Origin of the sequence: Candidatus Collinsella stercoripullorum, from assembly GCF_027669965.1 — a bacterium.
Taxonomy (GTDB): domain Bacteria; phylum Actinomycetota; class Coriobacteriia; order Coriobacteriales; family Coriobacteriaceae; genus Collinsella; species Collinsella stercoripullorum.
Genome location: NZ_JAQECM010000035.1, coordinates 1 through 24956 on the forward strand (window position 1 = coordinate 1; position 24956 = coordinate 24956).

The 24956-nt window shown below is 64.6% G+C and carries 11 protein-coding genes; 10 read left to right on the plus strand and 1 reads right to left on the minus strand.

Annotation, left to right across the window (positions count from 1 at the left end):
- The 7 genes from PHA29_RS07485 to PHA29_RS07515 form a co-directional block, all read left to right on the plus strand.
- Positions 1 to 3222 (plus strand): MBG domain-containing protein (locus tag PHA29_RS07485; protein WP_270848952.1); only part of this gene is annotated, 3222 nt, incomplete at its 5' end.
- Between the two features lie 21 nt (positions 3223 to 3243).
- Entirely contained in the window at positions 3244 to 3765 is a 522-nt protein-coding gene (locus PHA29_RS07490; protein WP_270405030.1) for a hypothetical protein, read from the plus strand.
- 159 nt (positions 3766 to 3924) lie between these two features.
- Positions 3925 to 6501 carry a hybrid sensor histidine kinase/response regulator gene (locus tag PHA29_RS07495; protein WP_270405031.1) on the plus strand — a complete coding sequence of 859 codons (2577 nt, stop codon included), beginning with the start codon at positions 3925 to 3927 and terminating at the stop codon, positions 6499 to 6501.
- 113 nt (positions 6502 to 6614) lie between these two features.
- The gene (locus PHA29_RS07500) at positions 6615 to 8636 is read left to right on the plus strand and encodes a hybrid sensor histidine kinase/response regulator (protein WP_270848954.1); all 2022 of its coding nucleotides are present in this window, start codon (positions 6615 to 6617) and stop codon (positions 8634 to 8636) included.
- Positions 8637 to 8804: 168 nt separating this feature from the next.
- The gene (locus PHA29_RS07505; protein ID WP_270405033.1) at positions 8805 to 10013 is read left to right on the plus strand and encodes a GGDEF domain-containing protein; all 1209 of its coding nucleotides are present in this window, start codon (positions 8805 to 8807) and stop codon (positions 10011 to 10013) included.
- Positions 10013 to 11143 (plus strand): HD-GYP domain-containing protein, encoded by a 1131-nt coding sequence (locus PHA29_RS07510; RefSeq protein WP_270848956.1) that lies wholly within the window; start codon positions 10013 to 10015, stop codon positions 11141 to 11143. The genes PHA29_RS07505 and PHA29_RS07510 overlap by 1 nt, the downstream gene beginning before the upstream one ends.
- A 2-nt stretch (positions 11144 to 11145) precedes the next feature.
- The gene (locus PHA29_RS07515; RefSeq protein ID WP_270405035.1) at positions 11146 to 11487 is read left to right on the plus strand and encodes an Hpt domain-containing protein; all 342 of its coding nucleotides are present in this window, start codon (positions 11146 to 11148) and stop codon (positions 11485 to 11487) included.
- A gap of 170 nt (positions 11488 to 11657) precedes the next feature.
- Here PHA29_RS07515 and PHA29_RS07520 read toward each other — a convergent pair whose 3' ends face one another.
- The gene (locus tag PHA29_RS07520; protein WP_270848957.1) at positions 11658 to 12551 is read right to left on the minus strand and encodes a PfkB family carbohydrate kinase; all 894 of its coding nucleotides are present in this window, start codon (positions 12549 to 12551) and stop codon (positions 11658 to 11660) included.
- Between the two features lie 443 nt (positions 12552 to 12994).
- Here PHA29_RS07520 and carA point away from each other — a divergent pair, with 443 nt between their 5' ends.
- The 3 genes from carA to PHA29_RS07535 all read left to right on the plus strand — a co-directional run bounded on the left by carA (position 12995) and on the right by PHA29_RS07535 (position 24863).
- Entirely contained in the window at positions 12995 to 14425 is a 1431-nt protein-coding gene (gene carA / locus PHA29_RS07525; protein ID WP_270848958.1) for a glutamine-hydrolyzing carbamoyl-phosphate synthase small subunit, read from the plus strand.
- Positions 14426 to 14580: 155 nt separating this feature from the next.
- The gene (gene carB / locus PHA29_RS07530) at positions 14581 to 17871 is read left to right on the plus strand and encodes a carbamoyl-phosphate synthase large subunit (RefSeq protein WP_270848961.1); all 3291 of its coding nucleotides are present in this window, start codon (positions 14581 to 14583) and stop codon (positions 17869 to 17871) included.
- A gap of 485 nt (positions 17872 to 18356) precedes the next feature.
- Positions 18357 to 24863 carry a discoidin domain-containing protein gene (locus PHA29_RS07535; protein WP_270848963.1) on the plus strand — a complete coding sequence of 2169 codons (6507 nt, stop codon included), beginning with the start codon at positions 18357 to 18359 and terminating at the stop codon, positions 24861 to 24863.
- Positions 24864 to 24956: the final 93 nt, after the last annotated feature.

Consider the following 24956-nt stretch of genomic DNA (forward strand, 5'->3'; position numbering starts at 1 on the left):
GAGAACGTGACCTTCACCGCGACGTGGGAGGCCAAGCAGGACGCCTTCTACACCGTCCACTACATGCTCGACGGCACCAACACCGAGCTGGCTCCTGCAAAGACGGTCAATGACCTGACGTATGATCAGGAGTACACCGAGACCGCTATCGCGATTCCCGGCTACACCCTTAAGAGCGATGCTGAGCAGACTGTCACCGCCGGCTACGAGAAAAACGAGATCACCTTCTGGTACACCGCCAACACCGATACTGAGTACAAGGTCGAGCACTGGTTCCAGAACGTTGACGGGGACGGTTACACTCAGAGCGACGAGTATCCTAACGAGACGCTCGAGGGCACAACCGATACCATGACTGCGGCTGTTGCGAAGCAGGTTGAGGGCTTCACGGCTCAGGACATCGTGCAGCAAACCATCGCTGGGGATGGATCTACCGTCGTCAAGATCTACTACAACCGCAACACCTATACGGTGACGTATGAGATCACCGGTTCGTTCTTCGCGAACCCGGCGTACCAGGTTGTCGAGAACGTGCGCTATGGCGCCGAGCTCAGCCTCATCACGGACGATATGTCTCAGGATGGGTACACCTGGAGCGGTTGGTCCGGGCTTCCTGAGACCATGCCCGCGCACAACGTCGTCGTTTCCGGTAGCTATCTGATGAACATCGACGGTTCCCGGATCAAGGTCTCCGATCCCGCTCCCGTCGTTTACGACGGCGGTCAGCACAAGTGGGAGCCTGTTGTTACCGACGCTTCCGGCAAGACTCTGACCCCAGGCACCGACTACACGGTCTCCTACAGTGATGACGATGACTTCGTCAACGTCGATGACAACATCACGGTCACCATTACCGGCATCGGCAACTACACCGGTTCGGTCGACAAGACCTATCAGATCACGCCCGACGAGGCTCTGCTGGTTGTCGGCGACAGCTCCAAGGTCTACGGCACCGACGACCCCGACGGCTACAATGGCTTCACCGCTATGCTCGACGATCAGGGTACGCCGCTCCACACCAACGTTCTGACCGGTGAGCTCGACACGCTTGGCGACGTGACCGTCGTTCGTCCGGGCATGGGCACCGATGAGAACGTCGACGTCTACGCTGATGCCCTCAACGCTAAGGTTGAGAACGCGAACCCCAACTACACCTACACGGTTGTGCCGGGCGACTTCACCATCATCGCGGCCGATGACAACTCCGTGACCATCGATACCGCAGCCGAGGATCGCTCCAAGGTGTACGACGGCCAGCCGATCACCATCGAGGCGTCTGCTTCTGAGGCCGGCTCCACCCTGCTGTACACGACGAATCCTGATGATCCGGCGAGCTGGTCCACCGAGAAGCCGTCCCTCACCAACGTCGGCACGCTGACCATCTATGTGAAGGCGACCAACCCGAATTACGAGGATTCCGCTGTCGTCAGCGCGACGGTCCAGGTGACCACGGCCACCATCACGGTGACCACGCCCGATGCGGGCAAGGTCTATGACGGCACGCCGCTCACGGCCGAGGGTGAGATCTCCGGCCTCGTCAACGGCGAGACCGCGGGCTTTGATACCACCGGCACGAGGACCGAGGTCGGCTCTGCCGAGAACTCCTATGCGATTACCTTCGCTGCCGACGGCAACGAGTTCACCGCGCAGCAGGGCAACTACACCGTGGATGCGGATCTTGGCACCCTGACGGTGTTCCCGCAGTCCATCGACCCGGACGACCCCGACCCGGAGAACCCCGAGCCCGGCGATCCGGACCCGACCGATCCCGAGACCGAACCCGACCAGCCGTTCTACACCGGCGCCACGGTCGAGTTCCCGGGCGACGTTACCTACAACGGCTCCGAGCAGAAGCAGCCGGTCGTCGTGACCGACGGCCAGGGCAAGGTCCTCACCGAGGGCGTCGACTACACGGTCGACTACTCCGCCGATATGACCAACGTCGGCAAGGTTGACATCACTGTCACGGGCATCGGCCAGTACGCTGGTGAGATCGACGGCAGCTACAAGATCAACCCTGCCGAGCTGACGGTCACCACCGCCTCTGCCTCCAAGATCTACGACGGCACCGCTCTTACCAAGACCGATGGCTACACGGTCGACGGCCTCAAGGGAGACGACCATGTTGCCCTCACGTTCGACGGCCTCCAGCTCGAGGCCGGCCAGAGTGAGAACACCGCCGAGATCGGCCAGTGGATCAACACGGAGGCCGACAACTACACGGTCGAGTATGTCTACGGCACCCTGACGGTGTTCCCGCAGTCCATCGACCCGGACGACCCCGACCCGGAGAACCCCGAGCCCGGCGATCCGGACCCGACCGATCCCGATCCGGAGAACCCCGATCAGCCGTTCTACACCGGCATCCAGATCGACTCCCCGGCTGACATCCCCTACAACGGCGAGGATCAGACGTGGGTCCCGACGGTGACCGACCGGAACGGCAACCCGCTCACCGAGGGTGAGGACTATACGGTGTCCTACAGCACCGATGACCGCACCAACGTCACGGGCGAGATCGTGGTCACCATCACCGGCATCGGCGACTACACCGGCGAGGTCAAGCGCAGCTACCAGGTCACCCCGCTTACCCTGACGGTCACGGCCAACAACCAGACCAAGGTCGCGGGCACGGCCGACCCGGCGCTCACGAGCACCTACACCGGTGCCCTGCCCGGTGAGACCCCCGGCTGGACCGGCACCATCGCCCGCGTCCCGGGCGAGGCCGCCGGAACCTACCAGATCTTCCAGAACACCCTGGGGATCGAGGACAACGGCGCCTTCCTGGCCGGCAACTACACGCTGGTCTTCGTGAACGGCACCCTGACCATCACCGCCGCCCCCGGCGGCGGGGACAACCCGGGCGACGGTGGCGACGACACCCCGACCACGCCGACCACCCCGACGACGCCGACCACGCCCGGCACCACTACGGACGGCGGCACCCCGACGGTGATCGAGGACGCCCCCGAGCAGCCCGAGCCCGAGCAGATCGATGACGACGAGAACCCGCTTGCCGGCCCCTCCGAGAGCATCGACGACGACGGCACCCCGCTCGCGCGCCCGACGCACCAGGATTGCTGGGTCCACTGGCTCATGATCCTCGGCATCATCGTTACCGCCGTCTATGACGTTGTCGTGCTCGCACGTCGCCGCAAGCATACCGGCACGCTCACGTCCTACGAGGACGAAGTGCTCGGTCGCGACAACCGCAACGCCTAATGCAGGAAGGAGTGAGCTGACATGAAGAAGTCCAACGTCATCGTTACCGCGATCATCATCGTCTTTTCGGCCTTTCTGCTGTGGCTGTGGTACTTCCTCGGCCTGAATGCCGTCGACCAGCCGCTGGACCTGATCGTCTCGGTGGTATGGTGGGTCCTGGTTGCCGTCGGCGTGGCCCTGATAATCAAGTTCGAGAAGGATCGACGCCGCAGCATCCGCACCGTGTACGTGGCAGACGGCCGTATGTACAACTCCGAGATCGGGGTGTCTGCGCTGACCCCCGGTGCGCGCATGGCCGACGAGATCGCCACGCGCCTGGCTGCACTGGAGTACGGCTTCGACTGCGAGGAGGCTCCTGAGGCCTACGCATCCGACGGCACTCCCGCTTGGCGCTACGTCGTGCGCACCGAGGAGTTCAGGCCCGCGGACCGCAGCGGCTCCGCGGATGGTTCCGAGATGTGGAAAGGCGAGGTTGTGACCGTCGCTACCGGCGAATCGCGCCGCTTCTCCTCTCGGGATGAGCTCGCGGCTCTGCTCGCATAGGAGGAGCCGCTCCATAGGGATGGTTCGCAGCGCGGCCGGAGCACCTTGCTCCGGCCGCGCTGCCGTTTAGCGATTGTCCGCGACGTGGCCGAAGGCCGGACGGTGCCGCGCGAGTTGGTATGATGGGTGCGATCGGATCGTCCAACGGGTTGGAGTCGTATGGGTCAAAGCAAGCGCCGGCGCACGCAAGCGCTAAAGAGTTTCGGCTTCAACATCGGCATACTCGTCCTCTTCGTGGGCTTCTCGCTCGGCGGCCTTACAGTGCTGCACGATTCCCTGGTGAACAATGCCGATGAGTCCAATGCCGCCCTTTCGCGCTACTATGCTTCGGAATCTGCCAGTAATCTGACGGTCTACGAGACGCTGCTGGATTTTGGGGCCACTTCTGTCGAGGCGCGCGTGTCCGAGGGCAACTCCTGGGCGAATCTCGAGGAATGGGCAAAAAATTACTGTGATCGCTTGCGCACGGTGCTGGCCGATGAGTCACTCAACGTATATGCCGTCATCAACGGACGGGTTCTCACGGTTGGGGAGTGGGTTGCCGATCCGGACTTCGATGTGTCGCAGCGCGAGTGGTACCGCCGCGCGATGGCGCAGCCCGGTGTCACGACGTTTTCGGATGTGTACCGCGATGCTGTCACCGGTCAATACGTCGTGACGGTGGCAAAGCGCTGCGAGGGGGTTGACGCGGTGCTTGCCTTCGATTTGTACCCCGGAAACTTCTCTTTCCATTTCGACATGCTCGAGCTGCCCGAATCGACGTCGCTGTTTCTCTGCGATTCAGCGGGCAATCCCCTCTATATGCGCACCACCATGGGGAACGGTCACAGCGAGGAGGAGGTGAACGGCTACCTGCAGGAGCTCGTCACGCGCATCGATGCCGGCGAGTTTGGGGACGGCGACCTTACGCGTATCATCGATCTGGATGGGCGCGAGCGCGCTGTCAGCTATACCCGCATGGACAACGGTTGGCTCGCAATCGTCACCACGCCCTATAGGACGATCCTGGGCGGCCTGTCATGGGTGCTTACCCTGTTTGCCATCATGGCCGTTGTCTTCATCGCCGCGGCGCTACTTATGACATGGCGCGATGTGCGCCGGGCGGCACGCATGCGGCGCACCGATGACACCGTGCGCGTTCTGGGCAACTCCTACTATGCGATCTACCTTGTTGATTACAAGGCGGGAACCTATGAGATGATCAAGGGCTCCGACTACGTGCGGGGCCGCATCGCCGCGACGGGAGCCTACGACGACCTGATGAGGGCGGCGAGCGAGGTCATCGAGGAGGATACGTTCCGCGAGTTCGAGGAGAGCTTCTCGGTCGACAACATCCGCGAGCTGGTGCAGCGTCGGGTACGAGATTACGGCGGCGACTTCCAGCGTCGCTTCGGCGAGGATTACCGTTGGGTCAACGTGCGCGTGCTCTACGACGAGTCGCTTTCTCCCGATGAGGTGGTGCTGTGCTTCCGCGAGGTCGACAGCGCCAAGCGCCGTCAGCTCCAGGAGCGACGATATCTCGAGGAGGCGCTCGTCACCGCCCAGAGCAGCATGGAAGAGAAGCAGGCGTTCTTCAACAACATGAGCCACGATATGCGAACCCCGCTCAACGCCATCATCGGCTTGTCCGACCTGGCGCGTCGCGAGCTCTCGGACACCGTCAAGGCGGGCCGTTACCTGGAGCGCGTCAAGCGATCGGCAGAGCAGCTGCTGGCGCTCGTCAACGACATCCTCGATATCTCGCGCATGGAAAACGGAAAAATACTGCTTGTAACGCAGCGAATGGACCTGTCCGCGGTGCTGCGGGATGTGGTGGTGCCGTTCGAGATCCAGGCGCGCGAGAGCGGCAAGGAGTTGTCGCTCGCGATTGATATCGACCGAACCTGGGTGCTCGGCGACCCAGTCCGTTTGGGACAAGTGATCAACAACCTGCTGTCCAATGCGCTCAAGTACACCGAGCGCGGAGACGCGATTCGCGTGGAGGTTGAGCAGGAGGGCGAGGGCGACCTGGCGAGCTACCGCATCCGCGTCGAAGACACCGGTATCGGGATGTCCGAGGACTATCTGCCGCACATCTTTGAGATGTACGCCCGCGAACAGCGCTTTGGCGCACCCCAGGCCGTGGGCACCGGTCTTGGCATGCCCATTACCAAGAGCCTGGTGACGCAGATGGGCGGCACCATCGAGGTGGCGAGCAAGCTGGACGAGGGCACGGTCGTGACGGTGGTTCTGCCCCTCGCCACCGCTCCCGACGAGAGCGTCGGCTCGTGTTGCGAGAGCGCAGCGGTTGCCGCCGAGGTGCCCGGGGGCGAGCCGAGGTGCGCTCTGGCGGGCGTGCGCATTCTGCTCGCCGAGGACAACGAGATCAACATGGAGATCGCCTGCGAACAGCTGGCGTTTGCAGGAGCCAAAGTGGATCAGGCGTGGAACGGCTCCGAGGCGGTCGATGCATTCGCGGCATCCGAGCCGGGGACGTTCGATGCGGTACTGCTGGATATGAAGATGCCCGTCATGGACGGCTGCGAAGCGGCCCGTGCCATTCGGGCGCTCTCCCGTCCAGATGCCGCGCGTGTGCCCATCGTGGCCGTGACCGCCAACGCCTTCGCCGAGGATATCGCCGCGACATCGGCGGCGGGCATGGACGCACACGTTTCCAAGCCTATCGATTTCACGCTGCTATGCACTACCCTGCATGATCTGCTCACGCAGCGTAATGGGGAAGGTGATGAGAGATGAGCGGTCGGGCGAGGAGGCATCGGGACGGGGGTGCGGCCGTGCTCCATGAGGCGCCGAGGCCTGATGGGCGCGCCCGTTCGGGGGCGTCCGCTGGTCCTGAGGGATCGGTGCGCTTGCTGCGCTGGTGCGTGGTTGGTCTGCTTGCGCTGTGTGCCGCCGTGTTCTTGGCTGTCACGTTATTTGTGATGCGCAGCAGCGACACCACGATCGACGAGATCAGCGGTGGCTTCATGGAGCAGATGAGCGCGCAGATCCGCCTCAATTTCCAGTCCGAGGTTCGTCTGTACCGTTCCAAGCTCGAGAGCGTCCTGCTTTCGGTTGAGTGCGACGGGGGCGCCACCGGCGCCGAGCGCCGCGCCACGTGCGTTGACGAGGCGAAGCAACGCGGTTTTCGATACGTGGCGATTCTCGATGGCGATGAAACCTCGGTGCTCATGGGTCCCGATCTTGCGCTTGACGGACGCGACGACTTCGTACGCGACACGCTCACGGGTGATGATGTCGTCACCGTGGGAATATCCGACGCCGGGGAGACCATGATCGTGCTGTCCAGGTCTTTGCCGCGCGCTGACGGTTCGGACGAGTCGGGAGGCAACAGGGTCCTCGTCGCCGGCGTGCCGATCGCCGAGGCGGTCGAGGCCCTGTCGCTCGATGTGTCGACAACCGAGGTGTATACCCATATCATCCGTGCAGACGGCAGCTTCATCTTAAACAACAGCAGCAGCCTGCATAACGATTCTTATCTCGAGCTGCTTCGCCTCAATGAGGGGCGACCCGGTATCGCCTACGACATCACCGCAGACCGCCTTAAGGCGATTATGGATGCGGGCGACTGCGCGTTCTACGTGTCCAACATCAACGGCGAGCGCTATGCGAGCTATCTTGCCCCCCTTGAGGGCACCAATTGGTTCATCGTGTCGGTGCTGCCCTTCCGGGTGCTTCGTGACCCCATCGAGGCGCTCGCGTGGAACCTGTTTGCCGCGGGAGCCGTCGGTTGCGTCCTCATCCTGGTCGCACTCGCTTTCGTGCTGACGCGCTATCTGAGGGTTCTCAATGCCCAGATGGACGCGCTGGCGGAGGCGCGTGAGCAGGCGGATGCGGCGAGCAGGGCAAAAAGCGAGTTCCTCTCTAACATGAGCCACGACATCCGTACACCCATGAACGCAATCGTCGGCATGACCAGGATCGCGCGCGATGAGTCGGCTGACGAGGCAACGGTGCGTCGCTGCCTGGATACCATCTCGACATCAAGCACGCACCTGCTTGGGCTAATCAACGACGTTCTGGATATGTCGCGCATCGAAAGCGGCCGATTGGAGTTTGTCTTAGAGCCGGCGCGCTTGACCGATATCGTGCGCGCCGCCGAGGGCGTTATACGTCCTCAGGCCGATGCGCGCGGTCAAGACTTCAAGGTCGAGCTGTGCGGCGTCGCTTGCGATGCGGTGCTTGTCGATCGCACGCGCCTCGGGCAGGTGCTCATCAACTTGCTATCCAATGCGGTCAAGTTCACGCCAGTCGGGGGAAGCGTCTTGCTGGCGGTGGAGCAGCGGTCCTGCATGGAAGGCGCGGGCACCGGTGATGAGACGGGCCAATGTGGCGAGGGGTCGCGCATCGGTCCCGGGGACCTGGTTCGAACGCGTCTTATCGTGCGCGACACCGGCATCGGCATGTCTGAGGAGTTCCAGAGCAAGGTGTTCGGCTCCTTTGAGCGCGAGGACCGCGCCCGCGTGCACCAGACCGAGGGCACGGGGCTGGGCATGGCAATCGTCAAGCGCATCGTGGACGGCATGGGGGGAACCATTGAGGTGCAAAGCCGGGAGGGCGAGGGTACTTGCTTTACGGTCACCCTCGATCTCGCCTACGCTCCGGAGATCGGCGCGCAGGCTGCTGACAGCGGCAAGATATCTCTTGACGGTATGCGGGTGCTGCTTGCGGAGGATAACGATATCAATGCCGAGATCGCCTGCGAGCTGCTGGGCGGTTGCGGAATCGATGTCGCTTGGGTGCGCGACGGCCGCGAGGCCGTTGATGCCTTCTCGGCCTCCGAGTCCGGCTTCTTTGCGGCCGTTCTCATGGATATCCGCATGCCCGTCATGGGGGGGCTACGATGCGGCTCGCGCCATTCGCGGGCTTGATCGCGATGACGCCTCTCGTGTGCCTATCATTGCCATGACGGCAGACGCCTTTGCCGAGGATATCGTCCGAGCGCGGGAGTGCGGCATGGATGCGCACGTGGCGAAGCCGATTGATCTGGACGATCTGCTCTCCGTCCTGCGGAGCTGCTTGACGAAAGGGGGCCGTCCGTGACGGATCGCGGATGCGGGCATTCGCATGCCCGACGCTCTGATGCGCCGGTCAGGAGGCTTGCGGCGGAGTTCAGGCGCCGCCGCGCCTACTTTTCCGATGACTGTCGCGCCATTGCCGATCTCAACCTGCGCAATCTTCGTATCGCCTGCTTGCTGGCGGGATCGCTTGCGGTCCTGCCCATAGCGCTCGTTCCGGGGATGACGCCCGAGCCCGTTCACATCCTTCTGATCGTTGCCTGCGCCCTGGTCGTTGCGGTGTGCCCTTGGGCGCGTCGGACCCTGAGCGGGCGGCCATGGACGGCGGCGGCGTTTTGCGTGGGGAGCCAGCTGATCGTGCTGGCGCTCGTGGCGTACACCGACGGCACGTCGGCGCTTCAGGCGCCGGGCGCGTTCATGCAGGCGGTCTGCGTCGCATGGGCGTCCGTGATCGTGCTTCCGTGGGCGATGCCCGTGGGTGGGGTCATAGTGGCTGAGGCCCTGTACGTGGGGTTGGCCTTCATGTGCAAGGACTTCGTGCTCGCCCAACGCGATCTATATAGCGCGCTTGCGGGCACAAGCGCCTCGGTTGTCGCCTCGCAGCTCGCCACCAACCTGCGGGTTGCCGATTTCGAGGCACGCGAGCGCTTCCGCGATCTGTCGTTACGCGACGGCCTGTTGGGCATCTACAACAAAGGGGCGCTCGTCGCGCTTGCCCAGCGATATTTCGAGTCCGCTTCGCACCGTGTGACCGCATGCATCGTCATGCTCGATATCGACGATTTCAAGACCGTCAATGATCGTTTCGGGCATGATGTCGGCGATGAGGTCTTGCGTGCTATGGCGGACGCCCTGCAGCGTTCTTTCCGCTCTAGCGATGTGGCTGGGCGTTTTGGCGGCGATGAGTTCATGGTGCTCGCGCCCGGCCTCATCGACCGGCGCGTGATCGAGCGCAAGCTCGACGAAGTACGCCTGCGGCTTGAGGAGAGATGTGGGAAGATTATCGGGCGGCGCGTGGGCTGCAGTTCCGGCGCGGTGATCCTGCGTGACGCCGATGCGACCTATGAGGCGGCATTCCGACAGGCAGATGAGGCTCTGTACGCCGCCAAGCGCGCGGGCAAGGCTTGCGCGGAGATCAGGGAGTTCTGCCCGCCCGCGTTTCCATGTGAGCGCCGGATGGGGGAGGGCGATGGTGAAACGTCGCCTTGCAATAGGGGGGAAGTTATTTGATGAAGCCGGTTGGCGCTGCTACGGGCAGGATCCTGGTCGTCGATGACGAGGAGATAAACCGCTTGATCCTGGCGAATCTGTTCGGGGGGACCTACGAGGTTGACGAGGCCGCTAACGGCCGCGAGGCGCTCGAAATGATCGAGGCCGATCCCGAGCGCTACATTGCGGTGCTGCTCGATGTCATGATGCCGGTGCTCGATGGCATTGAGGTACTCAGGCATTTGGCTCCCACAGGTTACATGGGGCGGGTGCCGGTGTTTCTCATCACGGCCGAGCGCGGCAATGCCGTCATGGAGGAGGCCTATTCGCTGGGTGTCATGGATTCCATCGGCAAGCCCATCGTTCCCTATGCGGTGATGAAACGAGTCCAGTCCGTCGTGGAGCTGTTCGAGGCCCGAAAACGCCTGTCTCGCACCGTCGAGGACCAGCGCTTGCAGCTGCTCGATCGCGCCGAGCAGATCATAGAGCTCAACCGCGGCATGATCGAGTCACTATCCGCTGCCATCGAATTTCGCAATGGCGAGAGCGGCGATCACGTGCAGCGCATCCATGACATTACCAAGCTTATGCTTACCCAAACCCATCTTGGTGACGGGCTGTCCTCCGAGGACATCGATGACATCGCGCTTGCTGCGATCATGCACGATGTGGGCAAGATCGCCATCCCGGATGCCATATTGTGCAAACCGGGGCGGCTTACACCCGAGGAGTTCGAGGTCATGAAGACCCATACGGTGCAGGGAGCCGAGCTGCTCGCACGCATTCCGCAGATGCGTAGCATGGGCGCCTATCGCTACGCCGTTGATATCGCACGGCATCATCATGAGCGCTGGGATGGGCGCGGGTACCCCGATGGGCTCGCAGGCGATCAGATCAGCATCTGGGCGCAGGTGGTGAGTCTGGCGGACGTATATGACGCGCTGACAAACAAGCGCGTGTACAAGGCGGCGTTCACGCGGGAGGAGTCGCTGAGGATGATCCGCGACGGCGAGTGCGGGGTATTCAACCCTGATTTGCTTGCTTGCTTTTTTGAGGTGGAGCCGCAGATATGTGCGCTGTACGAACGAAGGACGGCCGTCGCGTCGAAGCCCGGAAGTCCGGAGGCCGGCGCGGACGTGATGGGAAAGTGATCATGGATAACGAGAAGCTTAAAGCCGCTGGGATCGACGTCGACGATGCGCTCGCTCGTCTGATGGGAAGCCAGGCGCTATTGGAGCGCCTGCTGGGAAAGTTCACCGCCGATCAGAACATGGCGCGCCTTGAGGACGCCGCGGCGTCAGGGGATGCCGCATCCGGGTTCGAGGCCGCGCACGCGCTCAAGGGCGTATGCGGCAACCTGTCCATGACGAGGTTGTTCGAGCTCACGTCTCGTCAGTGCGATCTGTTCCGCTCCGGCGACGCTGTTTCGGCCTTTGCGCTCGTCGGGGATGTGAGGGCAGCTTACGACGCGGCACTTGCAGCCATCGCCGATTAGCGCTTTGCCGTGACCGCGCATGGGCCGACGCGCTGCGCGGCGATTCGCCGCCGTGCCGCATGACGGATTCGCCCATGCGGCACGATGCCAAGAGCTCCCCGCCCTGTTCGCGGCGGACGCTCGGCGGGGGCAGGGAGCTTGAGGGCGGCATGGATTTAATGAAAGCGAGCCTACTTGAGCAGATCGGCTATGCGTCCGAGCATGGTCTCAAACGACACGCCGCGCTCGCGGAACTGCGGTTGCTCGGCTGATACGAGCATGGCGTCGTGCACGAAGCTGCCGGCGAAGTGCACCGACTCCTCGAGCGTGCGGCCGGCCATGACGGCGGCCAGCAGGCACGAGCAGTACAGATCTCCGGTGCCGTGCAGCATGTAGGGCAGGTACTCGTTGCCGGCGGCGAAGAAGGCGCCGCCCTTGGTGCCCACGAAGTTGCGGATCTTGCCGTCGCCGCGCTGGATGCCCTTGAGAACGACCGTCTTGGCTCCCTTTGCGAGCAGCGCATCCACCATGCGGTGCGCCTCGTCGTCGGTGATATCCTCGCCCGCCCAGCTGTCGCCGATGGGCTCGCCCAAGATGATCGCCGCTTCGGTGAGGTTGGGCGTCAGGATGTCGGCGCCCTCGGCGAGCAGCGCCATGGCTTGGCAAAGCTCCGGCGTGTAGGTGGGGTATACCTTGCCGTGGTCGGCCATGACGGGGTCTACGACGCGCAGCGCCTCGGGATACATGGCGTACAGGTCGCGAATGCGGTCGACCTGCTCGGGGGCGCCCAGAAAGCCCGAGTACACGGCGTCGATCTGAACGCCGATGTTCTTCCAGGTAGCGAGGTAGTCGGGCAGCATGTCGGTGGTGTCGTGCATGTACCAGCCGGGGAAGGCGGTGTGCGACGAGAAAAGCGACGTGGGAACGGGGCAGACGTCGCAGCCAGCGGCCGAGAGCACCGGGATGGCGACTCCCAGCGAGCACTTGCCGTAGCCGCACATGTCGTGGACGGCGGCCACACGGGGAATGTAGGCCCCTTCGCGCTGGTAGAGGGGCTGGTTTGGGCTGGTGATAGCGTTGGACATGGGTTTCTCTCTTTCTTCCGCGGACTTATGGACCAGCGTATGGACTCCCACCATAACGCTTTGGGCGCATGGCGACGGCATGAATCGCCATGTTCATATTTGATAATCAAAGTAGGGGTGCTGCGGTACAGGCTGTGTGCGGACTTGAGCCTATCGGGCCCGCAGTCATCGCGTGCGGTCACCGCACCCCTTTATCGCATTCGGATAAAGGGGTGCGCGTTGTTGCGGCCGCGCGCGGCAAGCTGGATCGTTTCCGCTCAACCGGGCGGCTCGCGGGACGGCATCTTCACCAAATCAGAGCACTTTATGTATATAGAGGCAGAAAATTTACTAAATCATGAATACTTTAGCAATCTTGTCTTCTGCTTGCGAAAAAACGCCTACAATACGCCAAAGCTTTTCCAGCCTTTAAACCGGTACCGAGAGACCGAAAAGGAGAGAACATGGAGCTTGGCACCAAACGTACCGTGAAAGCGGGCATCGGCGCGCAGAAGGCCGCCCCGAGCGAGCTCGCGCAACGCATCATCCAGCAGACAAGTAAAGGTTATCGCGGTCCCGCTATCCTCATGTTGGAGGACGGGACCGTTTTTTACGGTCGAGCGTGCGGCGCGGCGGGCACTTCGACCGGCGAGGTCTGCTTCAACACCTCGCTTGAGGGCTACTTCGAGGTCCTGACCGACCCGAGCTACGCCGGCCAGATCGTGACCATGACCTACCCGCAGATTGGAAACTACGGCATCGACCCCGCCGATGTGCAGAGCGCCTACCCCGGCGGCGTCGAGCGCGGCGCGAACGCGCCGGCGCTGCGCGGCATGATCGTACACGACATGTGCGCGACGCCCTCCAACTGGCGCAGCAGCCTGAGTGTGCCCGCCTACCTCGAGCAGCAGGGTATCGTGGCGATCGAGGGCGTGGACACGCGCGCGCTCGTGCGTCACCTGCGCGATCACGGCGCCCAGAAGGGAATCGTGTCCACCGAGGTCTTCGAGCTCGCCGAGCTCGCCGAGCTGCTCGAGGCGGCACCGAGCCTGGTCGGGCAAAACCTCGTGAGCACCGTGAGCTGCACCGAGCCGTACGCCTATACAGCCGCCGACCTCCCCGTGCAGCACGCTTTCGCCTCCGCCGCTGCCGCCGAGGCCGGGCGCTACCGCGTTGTCGCCTACGACTGCGGCATCAAGCGGGGCATCCTTGAGGGGCTTGCCCGCGTCGGCTGCGATCTCACCGTGGTGCCGTGGGACACGTCGGCAGAGGATGTGCTCGCGCTCGATCCCGACGGCGTCTTTCTCTCCAACGGCCCGGGCGACCCGGACGCGGTGGACAAGACCTATGTCCAGGTGGAGAAGCTCATCGGGCGTGTGCCGCTGTTCGGCATCTGCCTGGGACACCAGATGGTCAGCCTCGCGTGCGGCGCCAAGATGGAGAAACTCAAGTTCGGCCACCGTGGGGGCAACCAGCCTGTCATGAACCTGTTGTCGCGCCGCGTGGAGATCACCGCGCAAAACCATGGTTTCGGCCTGGTGTTTCCGACGCTTGGCGAGCTCGATCCCGAGCTTTCGGGCGGCGTCGCCGAGCATCCCGCCGACGGCGATCTGCGGTTCTGGGTCGAGCGCGGTATCGCGCCCGTCGTCCGCAACGAGCGCTTCGGCCGCATCCGCCTCACGCACGTGAACCTCAACGACGGCACGGCGGAGGGCATCCAGCTGCTCGACAAGCCGGCCTTCTGCGTGCAGTACCATCCCGAGGCAGCGCCCGGCCCCACCGATGCGCACTACCTGTTCACGGCGTTCGCGCGTCTCATGGACGACGATCCGGACTACCTGAACATCGACATCGCCACCGACCGCCTTGCCGGCTGGACCTTCGCCAGCGAATAGCGACGGGCTGCTGCAAGATGACTCAAAATGAGCCCGTCCCATTTTGAGTCATCGACTGACGATCACAAAGACGGCTTTCCCATGCGCGGCGACCGGCGGCTGAACGCCGACGTCCGGCATCTGGGAAAGGCGAAGGGATAGAGAAGAGAATCACCATGCCCAAGCGTACTGACATCAAGCGCATCCTTGTCATCGGTTCCGGCCCCATCGTAATCGGACAGGCCTGCGAGTTCGATTACTCCGGAGCCCAGGCCTGCAAGGTGCTCAAGGAGGAGGGGTACGAGGTCGTCCTCGTCAACTCCAACCCCGCGACCATCATGACCGACCCGGGTCTTGCCGACCGCACCTACGTGGAGCCCATCACGGCCGAGTTCGTGGAGCGCGTCATCGCCCGTGAGCACCCCGATGCGTTGCTGCCCACGCTCGGCGGCCAGACCGGCCTGAACGCCGCCGTCGAGCTCGCCAAGAACGGCACGCTCGACAAATACGGCGTCGAGATGATCGGCTGCGACCTTGCCGCCATCGAGCGCGGTGAGGACCGTAAGCTGTTCAATGAGGCCATGGACGAGATCGGCCTGGAGGTCGCGCGGTCCGGCTATGCCTACTCGGTTCAAGATGCCCTGGACATCGTGGCGCGCGTGGGTTACCCCTGTGTGCTGCGCCCGAGCTTCACCCTGGGCGGCGCGGGCGGCGGCATCGCTCACGACGAGGCCGAGCTCACGGAGATCGTCTCCCAGGGCCTCGAGCTGTCGCCCGCCGGCGAGGTACTCGTCGAGGAGTCCATCGAAGGCTGGAAAGAGTACGAGATGGAGGTCATGCGAGACCGTGTCGGCAACGGTATCATCGTGTGCTCGATCGAGAACCTCGACCCCATGGGCGTGCATACCGGCGACTCCATCACCGTTGCGCCCGCGCAGACGCTGTCGGATTTGGAGTATCAGCGTATGCGCACGGCGTCGCTGGCCATTCTCGAAAAGGTGGGTGTCGAGACCGGCGGTTCCAACGTGCAGTTCGCGGTGAACCCGCAGACCGGTCGCCTTATCGTCATCGAGATGAACCCCCGCGTCTCGCGCTCCTCGGCGCTCGCCTCCAAGGCCACCGGCTTCCCCATCGCCAAGGCCGCCGCGCGCCTTGCCGTAGGCTACACCCTCGACGAGATCGTCAACGACATCACGCGCGCCACGCCGGCGTGCTTCGAGCCCTCCATCGACTACTGCGTGGTCAAGGTGCCGCGTTTTGCGTTCGAGAAGTTCAAGGGTACCGATACGACGCTGTCCACGCGCATGAAGGCCGTGGGCGAGATCATGGCCATCGGCCGTACGTTCGAGGAGGCGTTCGGCAAGGCCATGCGTTCGCTTGAGGACGGGCGCGCGGGTCTGTTCTCGCCATCCGACGGCCTCGAGAACCTGTGTGACGACGATCTTGCCCGCGAGGTGGCAACGCCTGCCGAGGGGCGCGTCCACGCGGTCGTCGAGGGCTTGCGCCGCGGCTGGACGATCGAGCGCCTGCACGGCCTGTGCGGCATCGACCCGTGGTTCCTCGGCCGGATCGCCGACATGGTCGCCGTGCGCGAGGCGGTGCGCGGCCTGCGCGTCGAGGACATCGACGCCGACGCCATGCGCCTGCTCAAGCAGTACGGCGCAAGCGACGCCGAGATCGCCTGGCTCACCGGCTCCGATGAGCGCTTCGTGCGCGCCTACCGCAAGGGCCTGGGCGTGCTGCCGTCCATGAAGACGGTCGACACCTGCGCCGCCGAGTTCGCGAGCGCCACGGAGTACCACTACAAGACCTACGAGGCGCCCCTGCGCGCGGGCGCGGACGCCCGCCGCGCCGCCGCCCCCGACGAGGTGACGCCCGCCGACCGTCCCAAGGCGATGATCCTGGGCGCCGGGCCGAACCGCATCGGCCAGGGCATCGAGTTCGACTACTGCTGCGTGCACGCGAGCTACGCGCTGGCCGGCCGCGGGTTCGAGACGATCATGGTCAACTGCAACCCCGAGACCGTCTCCACCGACTACGACACGAGCGACCGCCTGTACTTCGAGCCGCTCACCTACGAAGACGTCATGGACATCGTGGACGTGGAGCGCCCCGACGGCGTCGTGGTCACGCTCGGCGGCCAGACCCCGCTCAAGCTCGCGCGCCTGCTGGCCGATTCAGGCGTCCGCGTGATGGGGACCCAGCCCGACGCCATCGACTGGGCCGAGGACCGCGAGCGCTTCAGCGCCCTGCTCGACCGCCTGGGCATCATGTACCCGCCCGCGGGCATGGCCACCTCCTTCGACGAGGCGCAGGAGGTGGCGGCGCGCATCGGCTACCCGCTGCTCGTGCGCCCCTCCTACGTGCTGGGCGGGCGCGGCATGATGATCGCCTACGACGCCGCGCACCTGCGCGAGTACATGGCGGAGGCCGCGCGCGTGAGCCCGGACTACCCGGTCTACCTGGACCGCTTCCTGGAGGGCGCCATCGAGTGCGACGTGGACGCCCTGTGCGACGGCGAGGAGGTCTACATCGGCGGCATCCTGGAGCACATCGAGGAGGCCGGCATCCACTCCGGCGACTCGGCGACCTGCATCCCGCCGTTCAGCTTCTCCGAGAGCCTGGTGGCGCGCCTGCGCGACACCACGCGGCGCATCGCGCTTGCGCTGGGGGTGCGCGGCCTGGTCAACGTGCAGTACGCCATCCAGGGCGAGACGGTCTACGTGATCGAGGCGAACCCGCGCGCGAGCCGCACCGTGCCGTTCATCTCCAAGGCGACGGGCGTGCCCCTGGCGAAGGCCGCGGCCTGCATCATGGCTGGCGAGGCGATCGCGGAGCTGGGGCTTCCGGCGGACGACCGCCGGCTGGACTGGTTCTGCATGAAGGAGGCCGTGATGCCCTGGGGCCGCTTCCCGGGGGCCGACGTGGTGCTCGGGCCGGAGATGAAATCGACCGGCGAGGTCATGGGCATCGCGAAGAGCTACCCGGAGGCGTACGCGAAAAGCCAGCTCGCGATCAGCTACGAGCTGCCGACGCCCGCCGCGGGGAAGGTGTTCATCTCGGTGAATGACCGTGACAAGCGCCACATCCTGTCGCTCGCGCGCATCCTGCACTACCTGGGCTTCGAGATCTGCTCCACCGAGGGCACCGCGCGGGTGCTCGCCGGCGGCAACGTGAGGTGCGAGGTGGTCGAGAAGATCAGCGGATCGCATCCCAACGTGGGCGACATGATCGCGGACGGGGAGATCGCGTTCATCATCAACACGCCGTACGGCCCGGGTTCGCGCGGCGACGGCTACATCCTGCGCACCGAGGCCGTGCGCCGCGGGGTGACCTGCGTGACGGCGCTGTCCGCCGCGAACGCCTTCGTGGCGGCGGTCGAGGCCGTGCAGCAGGCGAGCGCCGCGGGCGAGGGCTCCGGCATGGACGTCATCGCGCTGCAGGACCTGCCCCAGTACGAGGTCTAGCCGCCGCGGGCGCGCACGCCGCATGCGGGGGCGGGCCCGGGCCATGACATGGCGGGCGGGGATGCCGCCCGACCTCGAGCCGAAGGGCGCCGCGGACGGGTTTGCGTCCGCGGCGCCCTTTTCGTGCCGCGCGGGGAGGGGGCGGGGTGGCCCCGCCGCGGGGCCGATTCGCCCGTTCCGGTGCTCCGTCGCGGGGGTCGGTCCGGTGTCGGAGGCGCGCCGGACAGGTACCGGGAATCCGATACCAAACGGTATGACCGATGTGATACCGGTAGCATTAATCTGATACCAGTTAATACCACTCACCTGTTTGCAACAGCCGTTTGCGGAAACGGATGGGGAACGCACCACGTTTTACGTGAGTCTTACACATACCGATAGTTTCGGTGGATTATTAGGTTGCTTGAAAAAACTGGTACGTACCAGCATGCCACCGGACGAATCTCCAATCGGTTGTCTCCAATCGGATCGGGAAGGGAGAGCACATGCGCAAACCAATCGGCACATGGATCATGAGGGGAGGGGTCTGCGCCGTCTTCGCGACGTCGCTCGCGTTCGCGGGCGGGGTGCCCACGACCGCGTACGCGGATGCGTCGCAGGCTTCCAGCTTCGAGGGCACGCTGACCTCGGCTGTCTCCGCGCGCGTCGACGAGTCGACGCCGTATGTGGCCTACGTCACCTTCAACGACAACGTGACCGCCAAGATCACGTTCCTCGAGGCCGGGATCTTCCGTTACAACGTCGACCTGTCCGGCGAGTTCTCGAACTACGCCACGCCGCGCAGCAAAGATCATGTCGCGAAGATCCAGGCCCAGCCCGACAGCTCGGGCAAGTACGCCCATCCGAAGGCGAGCACCGGCGAGACCGACACGGCGGTCACGGTGACCGACGGCACCGTCACCCTGTCCTTCGAGAAGGCGACCGGCAAGCTGACCGTCCTGAACAAGGAGGGCGAGGTCGTCTTCGAGGAGTCCGAGGCTCTGACCATCACCGGCAACGGGACCACGCAGAAGCTCGTGCGCCAGGACGGCGAGAACTTCTTCGGCGGCGGCACCCAGAACGGCCGCTTCCTGCACACCGGTGACACCATCCAGGTCGCCAACACCAACAACTGGGTTGACGGCGGCGTCGCCTCGCCCAATCCGTTCTATTGGACCAGCGACGGCTACGGCGTGCTGCGGAACACCTTCGCCGAGGGCTCCTACGACTTCGGCGATACCGATGCGAACACGGTTGCCGCGAAGCACGCGGACGGCGAGTTCGACGCGTACTACTTCGTGTCCGATGACGCCGGCTCCTCGTCCACCACGCCGATCGCGCAGGACCTGCTGCAGGACTACTTCACGGTGACCGGCGATCCCGTCCTGCTGCCCGAGTACGCGTTCTACCTCGGCCATCTGAACGCCTACAACCGCGACGGCTGGTCGGACACCCAGCAGGGCGGCGGCCAGGCCTGGACCATCAAGGGTTCCGAGTCCGCCGACACGCCGGCCACCGACGGCGAGGGCGGCAACACCACCTACGAGTACGGCCGCGGTGACGGCTACGTCGTGCCCGAGGGCATGACGGCCGAGTCGCTGAACGGTCCCGACGAGGTGCTGACCGAGTCCGCGGACAACTATAAGGGCAAGACGCCCTACGAGTACTCCGCCCGTGCCGTCATCGACGAGTACGGCGACAACGATATGCCGCTCGGCTGGTTCCTTCCCAACGACGGCTACGGTGCGGGCTACGGCCATAACGGCTACGAGAAAACCGGCGGTCTCGGCGAGAACGGCGAGAGCCTGCCCGAGCGCTTGGCTGCCGTGGATGCCAACGTGCAGAACCTCGCCAAGTTCACCGAGTATGCCAACGCCAACGGCGTCGAAACGGGCTTGTGGACCCAGTCGAACCTCACGCCCGATTCCAACGAGGGTACCCAGTGGCAGAAGCTGCGCGACTTCGAGGCCGAGGTCACCAAGGGTGGCGTCTCCGCGCTTAAGACGGACGTCGCATGGGTCGGTTCGGGCTACTCCTTCGGTCTGAACGGCACCAAGCAGGCCTACGATATCGTGACCACCAAGGCCGAGGAGCGACCCAATATCGTCACGCTCGACGGCTGGGCGGGCACGCAGCGCTTCGGCGGCATCTGGACCGGCGACCAGACCGGCGGCAACTGGGAGTACATCCGCTTCCACATCCCGACCTACATCGGTCAGAGCCTGTCGGGCAACCCCAACATCGGCTCGGACATGGACGGCATCTTCGGTGGCGGCCCGCTGATCGCCACGCGCGACTACCAGTGGAAGACCTTCACGCCGCTCATGCTCGACATGGACGGCTGGGGAAGCCTCGCCAAGGGCCCCTACGTCCACGGCGACCCCTACACCGGCATCAGCCGCATGTACCTCAAGCTCAAGTCCCAGCTCATGCCCTACATCTACACGAGCGCGGCCTCCGCGGCCAACGTCGAGGGCTGGACGGGTAACGACGACGCGGGCCTGCCCATGATCCGCGCCATGCTGCTCGAGGACGATTCCGAGTACGCGGCGAGCGAGGCCACGCAGTACCAGTACATGTTCGGTGGCGACTTCCTCGTGGCGCCCGTCTACCAGGACACCGCGTCCGACGGGAGCGGCAACGACATCCGCAACAACATCTACCTGCCGGGCGATTCGAACGACATCTGGATCGACTACTGGACGGGCGAGCAGTACCGCGGCGGCCAGGTGCTCAACAACTACGACGCCCCGCTGTGGAAGCTTCCCCTGTTCGTCAAGGCGAACGCCATCGTGCCCATGTACGAGGCCAACAACAACCCCCAGGAGGTCACGGACAGCAACCCAGACGGCCTGGACAAGACCTCGCGCATCGTGGACTTCTATCCCATCGCCGGCGACAACAGCTACACCTCCTATGAGGATGACGGTTCCTCCATCACCAACGCGACGGAGAAGGACGAGGAGTACGGCACGATCGACAAGATCGACTACAACGGTCATGTCGAGACGGTCTTCGAGTCCAGCGTCAAGGGCGACACCGCGACCTTCACGGCGAACGCCTCCACGGGCGGCTACAACGGGTACGATTCCACCCGCTCCACCACGTTCAAGGTGAGCGTGTCGGCCAAGCCCGAGAGCATCGTCGCCGCGAACGGCGGCTCCGAGCTCAAGGTGACGGAAGTCGACAGCAGGGACGCCTTCGACGAGGCCGTTCCCGCCGCAGGCGCGGCCGTGTACTTCTACGACGAGTCCCCCGTCATCGAGACCTTCGCGCCCGAGGAGGAGGAGAAGGTCGCCGAGATGGTGAAGGACGTCAAGCGCACGCCCAAGGTGCTCGTCAAGTTCGCCGAGACCGACGTTGCCGCCGCCGCTCAGACCCTCACGATCAAGGGCTTCGAGAACAACGGCGAGCTTCCCGCCGACCAGCTGAACGAGAGCCTGGCCGCTCCGGTGGACCTTGCGGCTCCCGAGGACGCCAAGACCCCGACGAGCATCAAGCTCACGTGGAGCGCGGTCGCCGATGCCACGAGCTATGAGCTCAAGGTCGACGGCACGGTGTTCTCCGTGGGTGATGCGACCGAGTACGAGCACGTCGACCTTGCCTACAACAGCACCCACACCTACCAGGTGCGCTCGCGCAACGCCGACGGCTATTCGGCGTGGAGCGAGCCCGAGCTCACGACTGCCTCGCTTGAGGACCCGTGGCGCAACGTTCCCACGCCGGTGAGCGTCGACTACGCGGGCGGCGAGGACTGGGGCGCGATCGACAACGCGTTCGATCACGACTACAACAACATGTTCCACTCGTCCAACGGCACCGAGATGGGCATCCCCATGACCATCGACTACGGCGAGGCGTATGCGCTCGACAAGTTCGTGTACACGCCGCGCCAGGACAACGGCGGCAACGGCAACATCAGCCAGATGAAGATCGAGGTCAGCCTGGACGGCGCGCACTGGACCGATTGCGGTACGCACGACTGGGATAACTCCGGCGCCGGTAAGCTGAAGTCCAAGGAAGTCGACCTGTCCGGCCATGCGGCGCGCTACCTGCGCCTGACGCCGCTCAAGTCCAACAGCGGCCACTTCTCGGCAGCCGAGCTGGCGCTCTACAAGACCGACGACAGCACGTCGTTCGAGGTTGGCAGCACCGTCAACCCCGGTACCGTGGGCAGCGAGGACAAGACGAACCTCACCAACTACCTGGGTGTCGAGAACCGCGGCAACACGGCCGACACGTTTGCCAGCCAGATCGCCAAGGGCTTCGGCGACATCAACGCCAACGACGCCTACGACGTGTACGACTATGCGTTCACGATGTTCAAGCTCGACGGCGGCACCGCCAAGACCGATAAGGTCTCCGGCGACATCGCGCTGATTCCGAGTGCCACGTCTGCCAAGGAAGGCGACGAGATCACCGTCGACCTGTACGCCGCGGACGCCTCGGGCGTGAACGCCTACGGCGCGCTCGTCCACTTCGCATCGGATGATTTCGAGCTGGTCGCCGACAGCATCACGCAGAGCCCCTACACCGCGAGCATGGAGAACCTCTCCATCGACAAGGTGTTCGGTGACGGCACGAGCTCGGTCAACCTTGCGTTTGCGAACAGCGGCGACAAGAGCCTCTACAGCGGCACGGGCGTCGTGGGCTCCTTCACGCTGCGTGCCAAGCACGATGTCGACGCGGTCGCGCTCAACTCCACCGCCTGGCTCATCGGCCCGACCTACGACTTCGTGGAGGTCGTCTCCAACGGCTCCGCCCCCGAGTTCCCCGAGGCCCCCAAGCCCGAGGCAGGCGAGTACGGTCAGGATGCGTTTGAGAGCATCACGATCACCAACGACGCCGTGACCGATATCGCCGAGGACGGCAACGTCTCCAAGTTCGTCCAGCAGGAGAGCTTCGATGGCCTGTTCGATGGCGGCACAACCGACCGAAACTTCGAGTTCAAGTGGTTCCTGGGCGTCGACAGCTTCGATCAGGACATCGCCCTGCCCGCCGACATCACGTTCAACTTCGCCGCGCCCTCCGAGCTCGACAACGTGGTTGTCTACAACGGTTCCGCCGGGTCCAACGGTGCGATCAAGAGCATGAATGCGACCATCACCTTCGAGGACGACACGACGCAGGAGTTCTCGTTCGCCGAGGGAGATGCGATCCCCGAGACCTTCACGCTGCAGGTGTCCGAGGAGAACGCCGGCAAGCTGGTGACGAGTGTCACCCTGACGCCGCTCACCTCCACCGGTACGGCGACCGGTCTCGACAACCCCGACAACCGCATGCTCACGCTCGGCGAGGTCAACTTCAACTACGCCGCTACCGAGGGCACGGTCGAGGGCATCGAGCTCGGCGAGAACGACACCGAGCTGTACGTGGGCGATCTTGCCCGCGTGAACGCCTCGGTCAAGACGAGCGGCATCGATTACCCGTACTACACCGTGAAGAGCTCCGACCCCGCCGTCGCGAGCGTCACCTCCGTGGCTGACGCCGATGGCAACATCGTGTGGTACGTGCGCGGTAACGCCGAGGGCACGGCGACGATCACCGTCGCCTCCGCGCTCGATTCCAGCGTCAAGGAGACGTATGAGGTGGCCGTTAAAGCCGGCGTCAACACGAGCGAGCTTGTCGCGGCGATTCAACAGGCGGGCTCCTACAGCGCCGACGCCTACACCGAGGACAGCTTTGCGACGTTGACCGCTGCGGTCCAGGCTGCCGAGGAGCTCATCGCTTCCGAGGGCTACACCGCCAACGATGTGGCGGCCGCCGTGGTCGCCATCGAGGATGCGATCGACGGCCTCGTGATGCGTCCGATCGATGAGGACACGCTCATCAACACGAGCGCCGACACCGGCGTGACCGTTGTGGGCGCGTCGAGCGAGATGCCTGCCAGCTCCGGCGAGGATGGCGAGGCTGACAACGTGCTCGACTACGACGAGGCTACCTACTGGCACTCCAACTACCTCAATGCCGTGTATATGCCTCAGTACCTCATCTTTGATCTGGGCGACCTGTACGACCTGACCGACGTGACGTTCCTGCCGCGTCAGAACGGAAGAAACGGCGACATCTTCGAGATCGAGGTGCTGACCGCGGCGACGCCCGAGGATCTCAAGGCGTACGTTGAGGGCGAAGGCAAGGTCGCCAAGGACTCCACGGTCGCGAACCTGGGCACGTTTACGTTTGACAACAACGGCAAGACGCTGACCGATCGTACGTCCTGGCAGCAGGCAGCTTTCGCGGCCCAGCCGACGCAGTACGTGATGGTCAAGATCAACCATGCCGGCGGCGATGTCCAGGATCGGTACTGCAGCGCTTCGGAGTTCCGCTTCTACGGCGCCAAGCACGAGACCGAGGCTCCCGCAGCCAACAAGGCCGCGCTGCAGGCGCTCGTCGACAAGATCGTCGCCGAGGACCTGAAGGCCGAGGACTACACCGAAGCCACGTGGACGCCGCTCGAGCTCGCGCTCTCCGATGCGCAGCGCCTGCTGGCCGACGCCGAAGCGACCCAGGCCGAGGTCGATCAGGCGCTCGAGAAGCTGACCGCGGCGCGTGACGGCCTGGTCGAGACCGAGGTTCCCCCGGTCGAGAACCCGACGCGCGATGAGCTCGAGGGCCTGATCGGTCAGGCCCAGGACATCGACACGGCCGGGAAGACGACCGAGTCCGTCCAGGCGCTCGCCGACGCCATCGCCTACGCTCAGAAGGTGATCGGCGACGAGAACGCCACCGACGCGCAGCTCAAGGACGCCTACGACCAGCTCAAGCTGGCCATCGAGGGCCTTGAGGACGAGCAGGGCGGCGAGCCCGGCGGCGGCTCGGGCACCGGGACCGAGAAGCCGGGCGACACCGGCGGCTCCGGCAACGGCGGCCAGACCGGCGGCAGCGGCTCCGGTTCGGGCGGCACGCTCGCCCAGACCGGCGACGCCTCGCTGCTGGGCACCATCGCGGCGGGCATCTCCGGCCTCGTCGCGGGCGGCGCGGGCCTGTTCCTGCATCGCCGTCGGCGCCGCTAAGGCGTCGACTCGGGGCGGGCGGCGCCTTCCAGGCCCGTCGCCCGCCCCTTCCCAGGTCCCTTTCCTTGTTGGGCGCGCCCTGCGGTCGGCGGG

Excerpts from the sequence above, each read along its gene's own strand:
- PHA29_RS07490 (WP_270405030.1), top strand. The coding sequence starts at position 3,244 with ATGAAGAAGTCCAACGTCATCGTTACCGCGATCATCATCGTCTTTTCG.
- PHA29_RS07495 (WP_270405031.1), top strand. The coding sequence starts at position 3,925 with ATGGGTCAAAGCAAGCGCCGGCGCACGCAAGCGCTAAAGAGTTTCGGC.
- PHA29_RS07510 (WP_270848956.1), top strand. The coding sequence starts at position 10,013 with ATGAAGCCGGTTGGCGCTGCTACGGGCAGGATCCTGGTCGTCGATGAC.
- PHA29_RS07515 (WP_270405035.1), top strand. The coding sequence starts at position 11,146 with ATGGATAACGAGAAGCTTAAAGCCGCTGGGATCGACGTCGACGATGCG.
- PHA29_RS07520 (WP_270848957.1), bottom strand. The coding sequence starts at position 12,551 with ATGTCCAACGCTATCACCAGCCCAAACCAGCCCCTCTACCAGCGCGAA.
- carA (WP_270848958.1), top strand. The coding sequence starts at position 12,995 with ATGGAGCTTGGCACCAAACGTACCGTGAAAGCGGGCATCGGCGCGCAG.
- carB (WP_270848961.1), top strand. The coding sequence starts at position 14,581 with ATGCCCAAGCGTACTGACATCAAGCGCATCCTTGTCATCGGTTCCGGC.
- PHA29_RS07535 (WP_270848963.1), top strand. The coding sequence starts at position 18,357 with ATGCGCAAACCAATCGGCACATGGATCATGAGGGGAGGGGTCTGCGCC.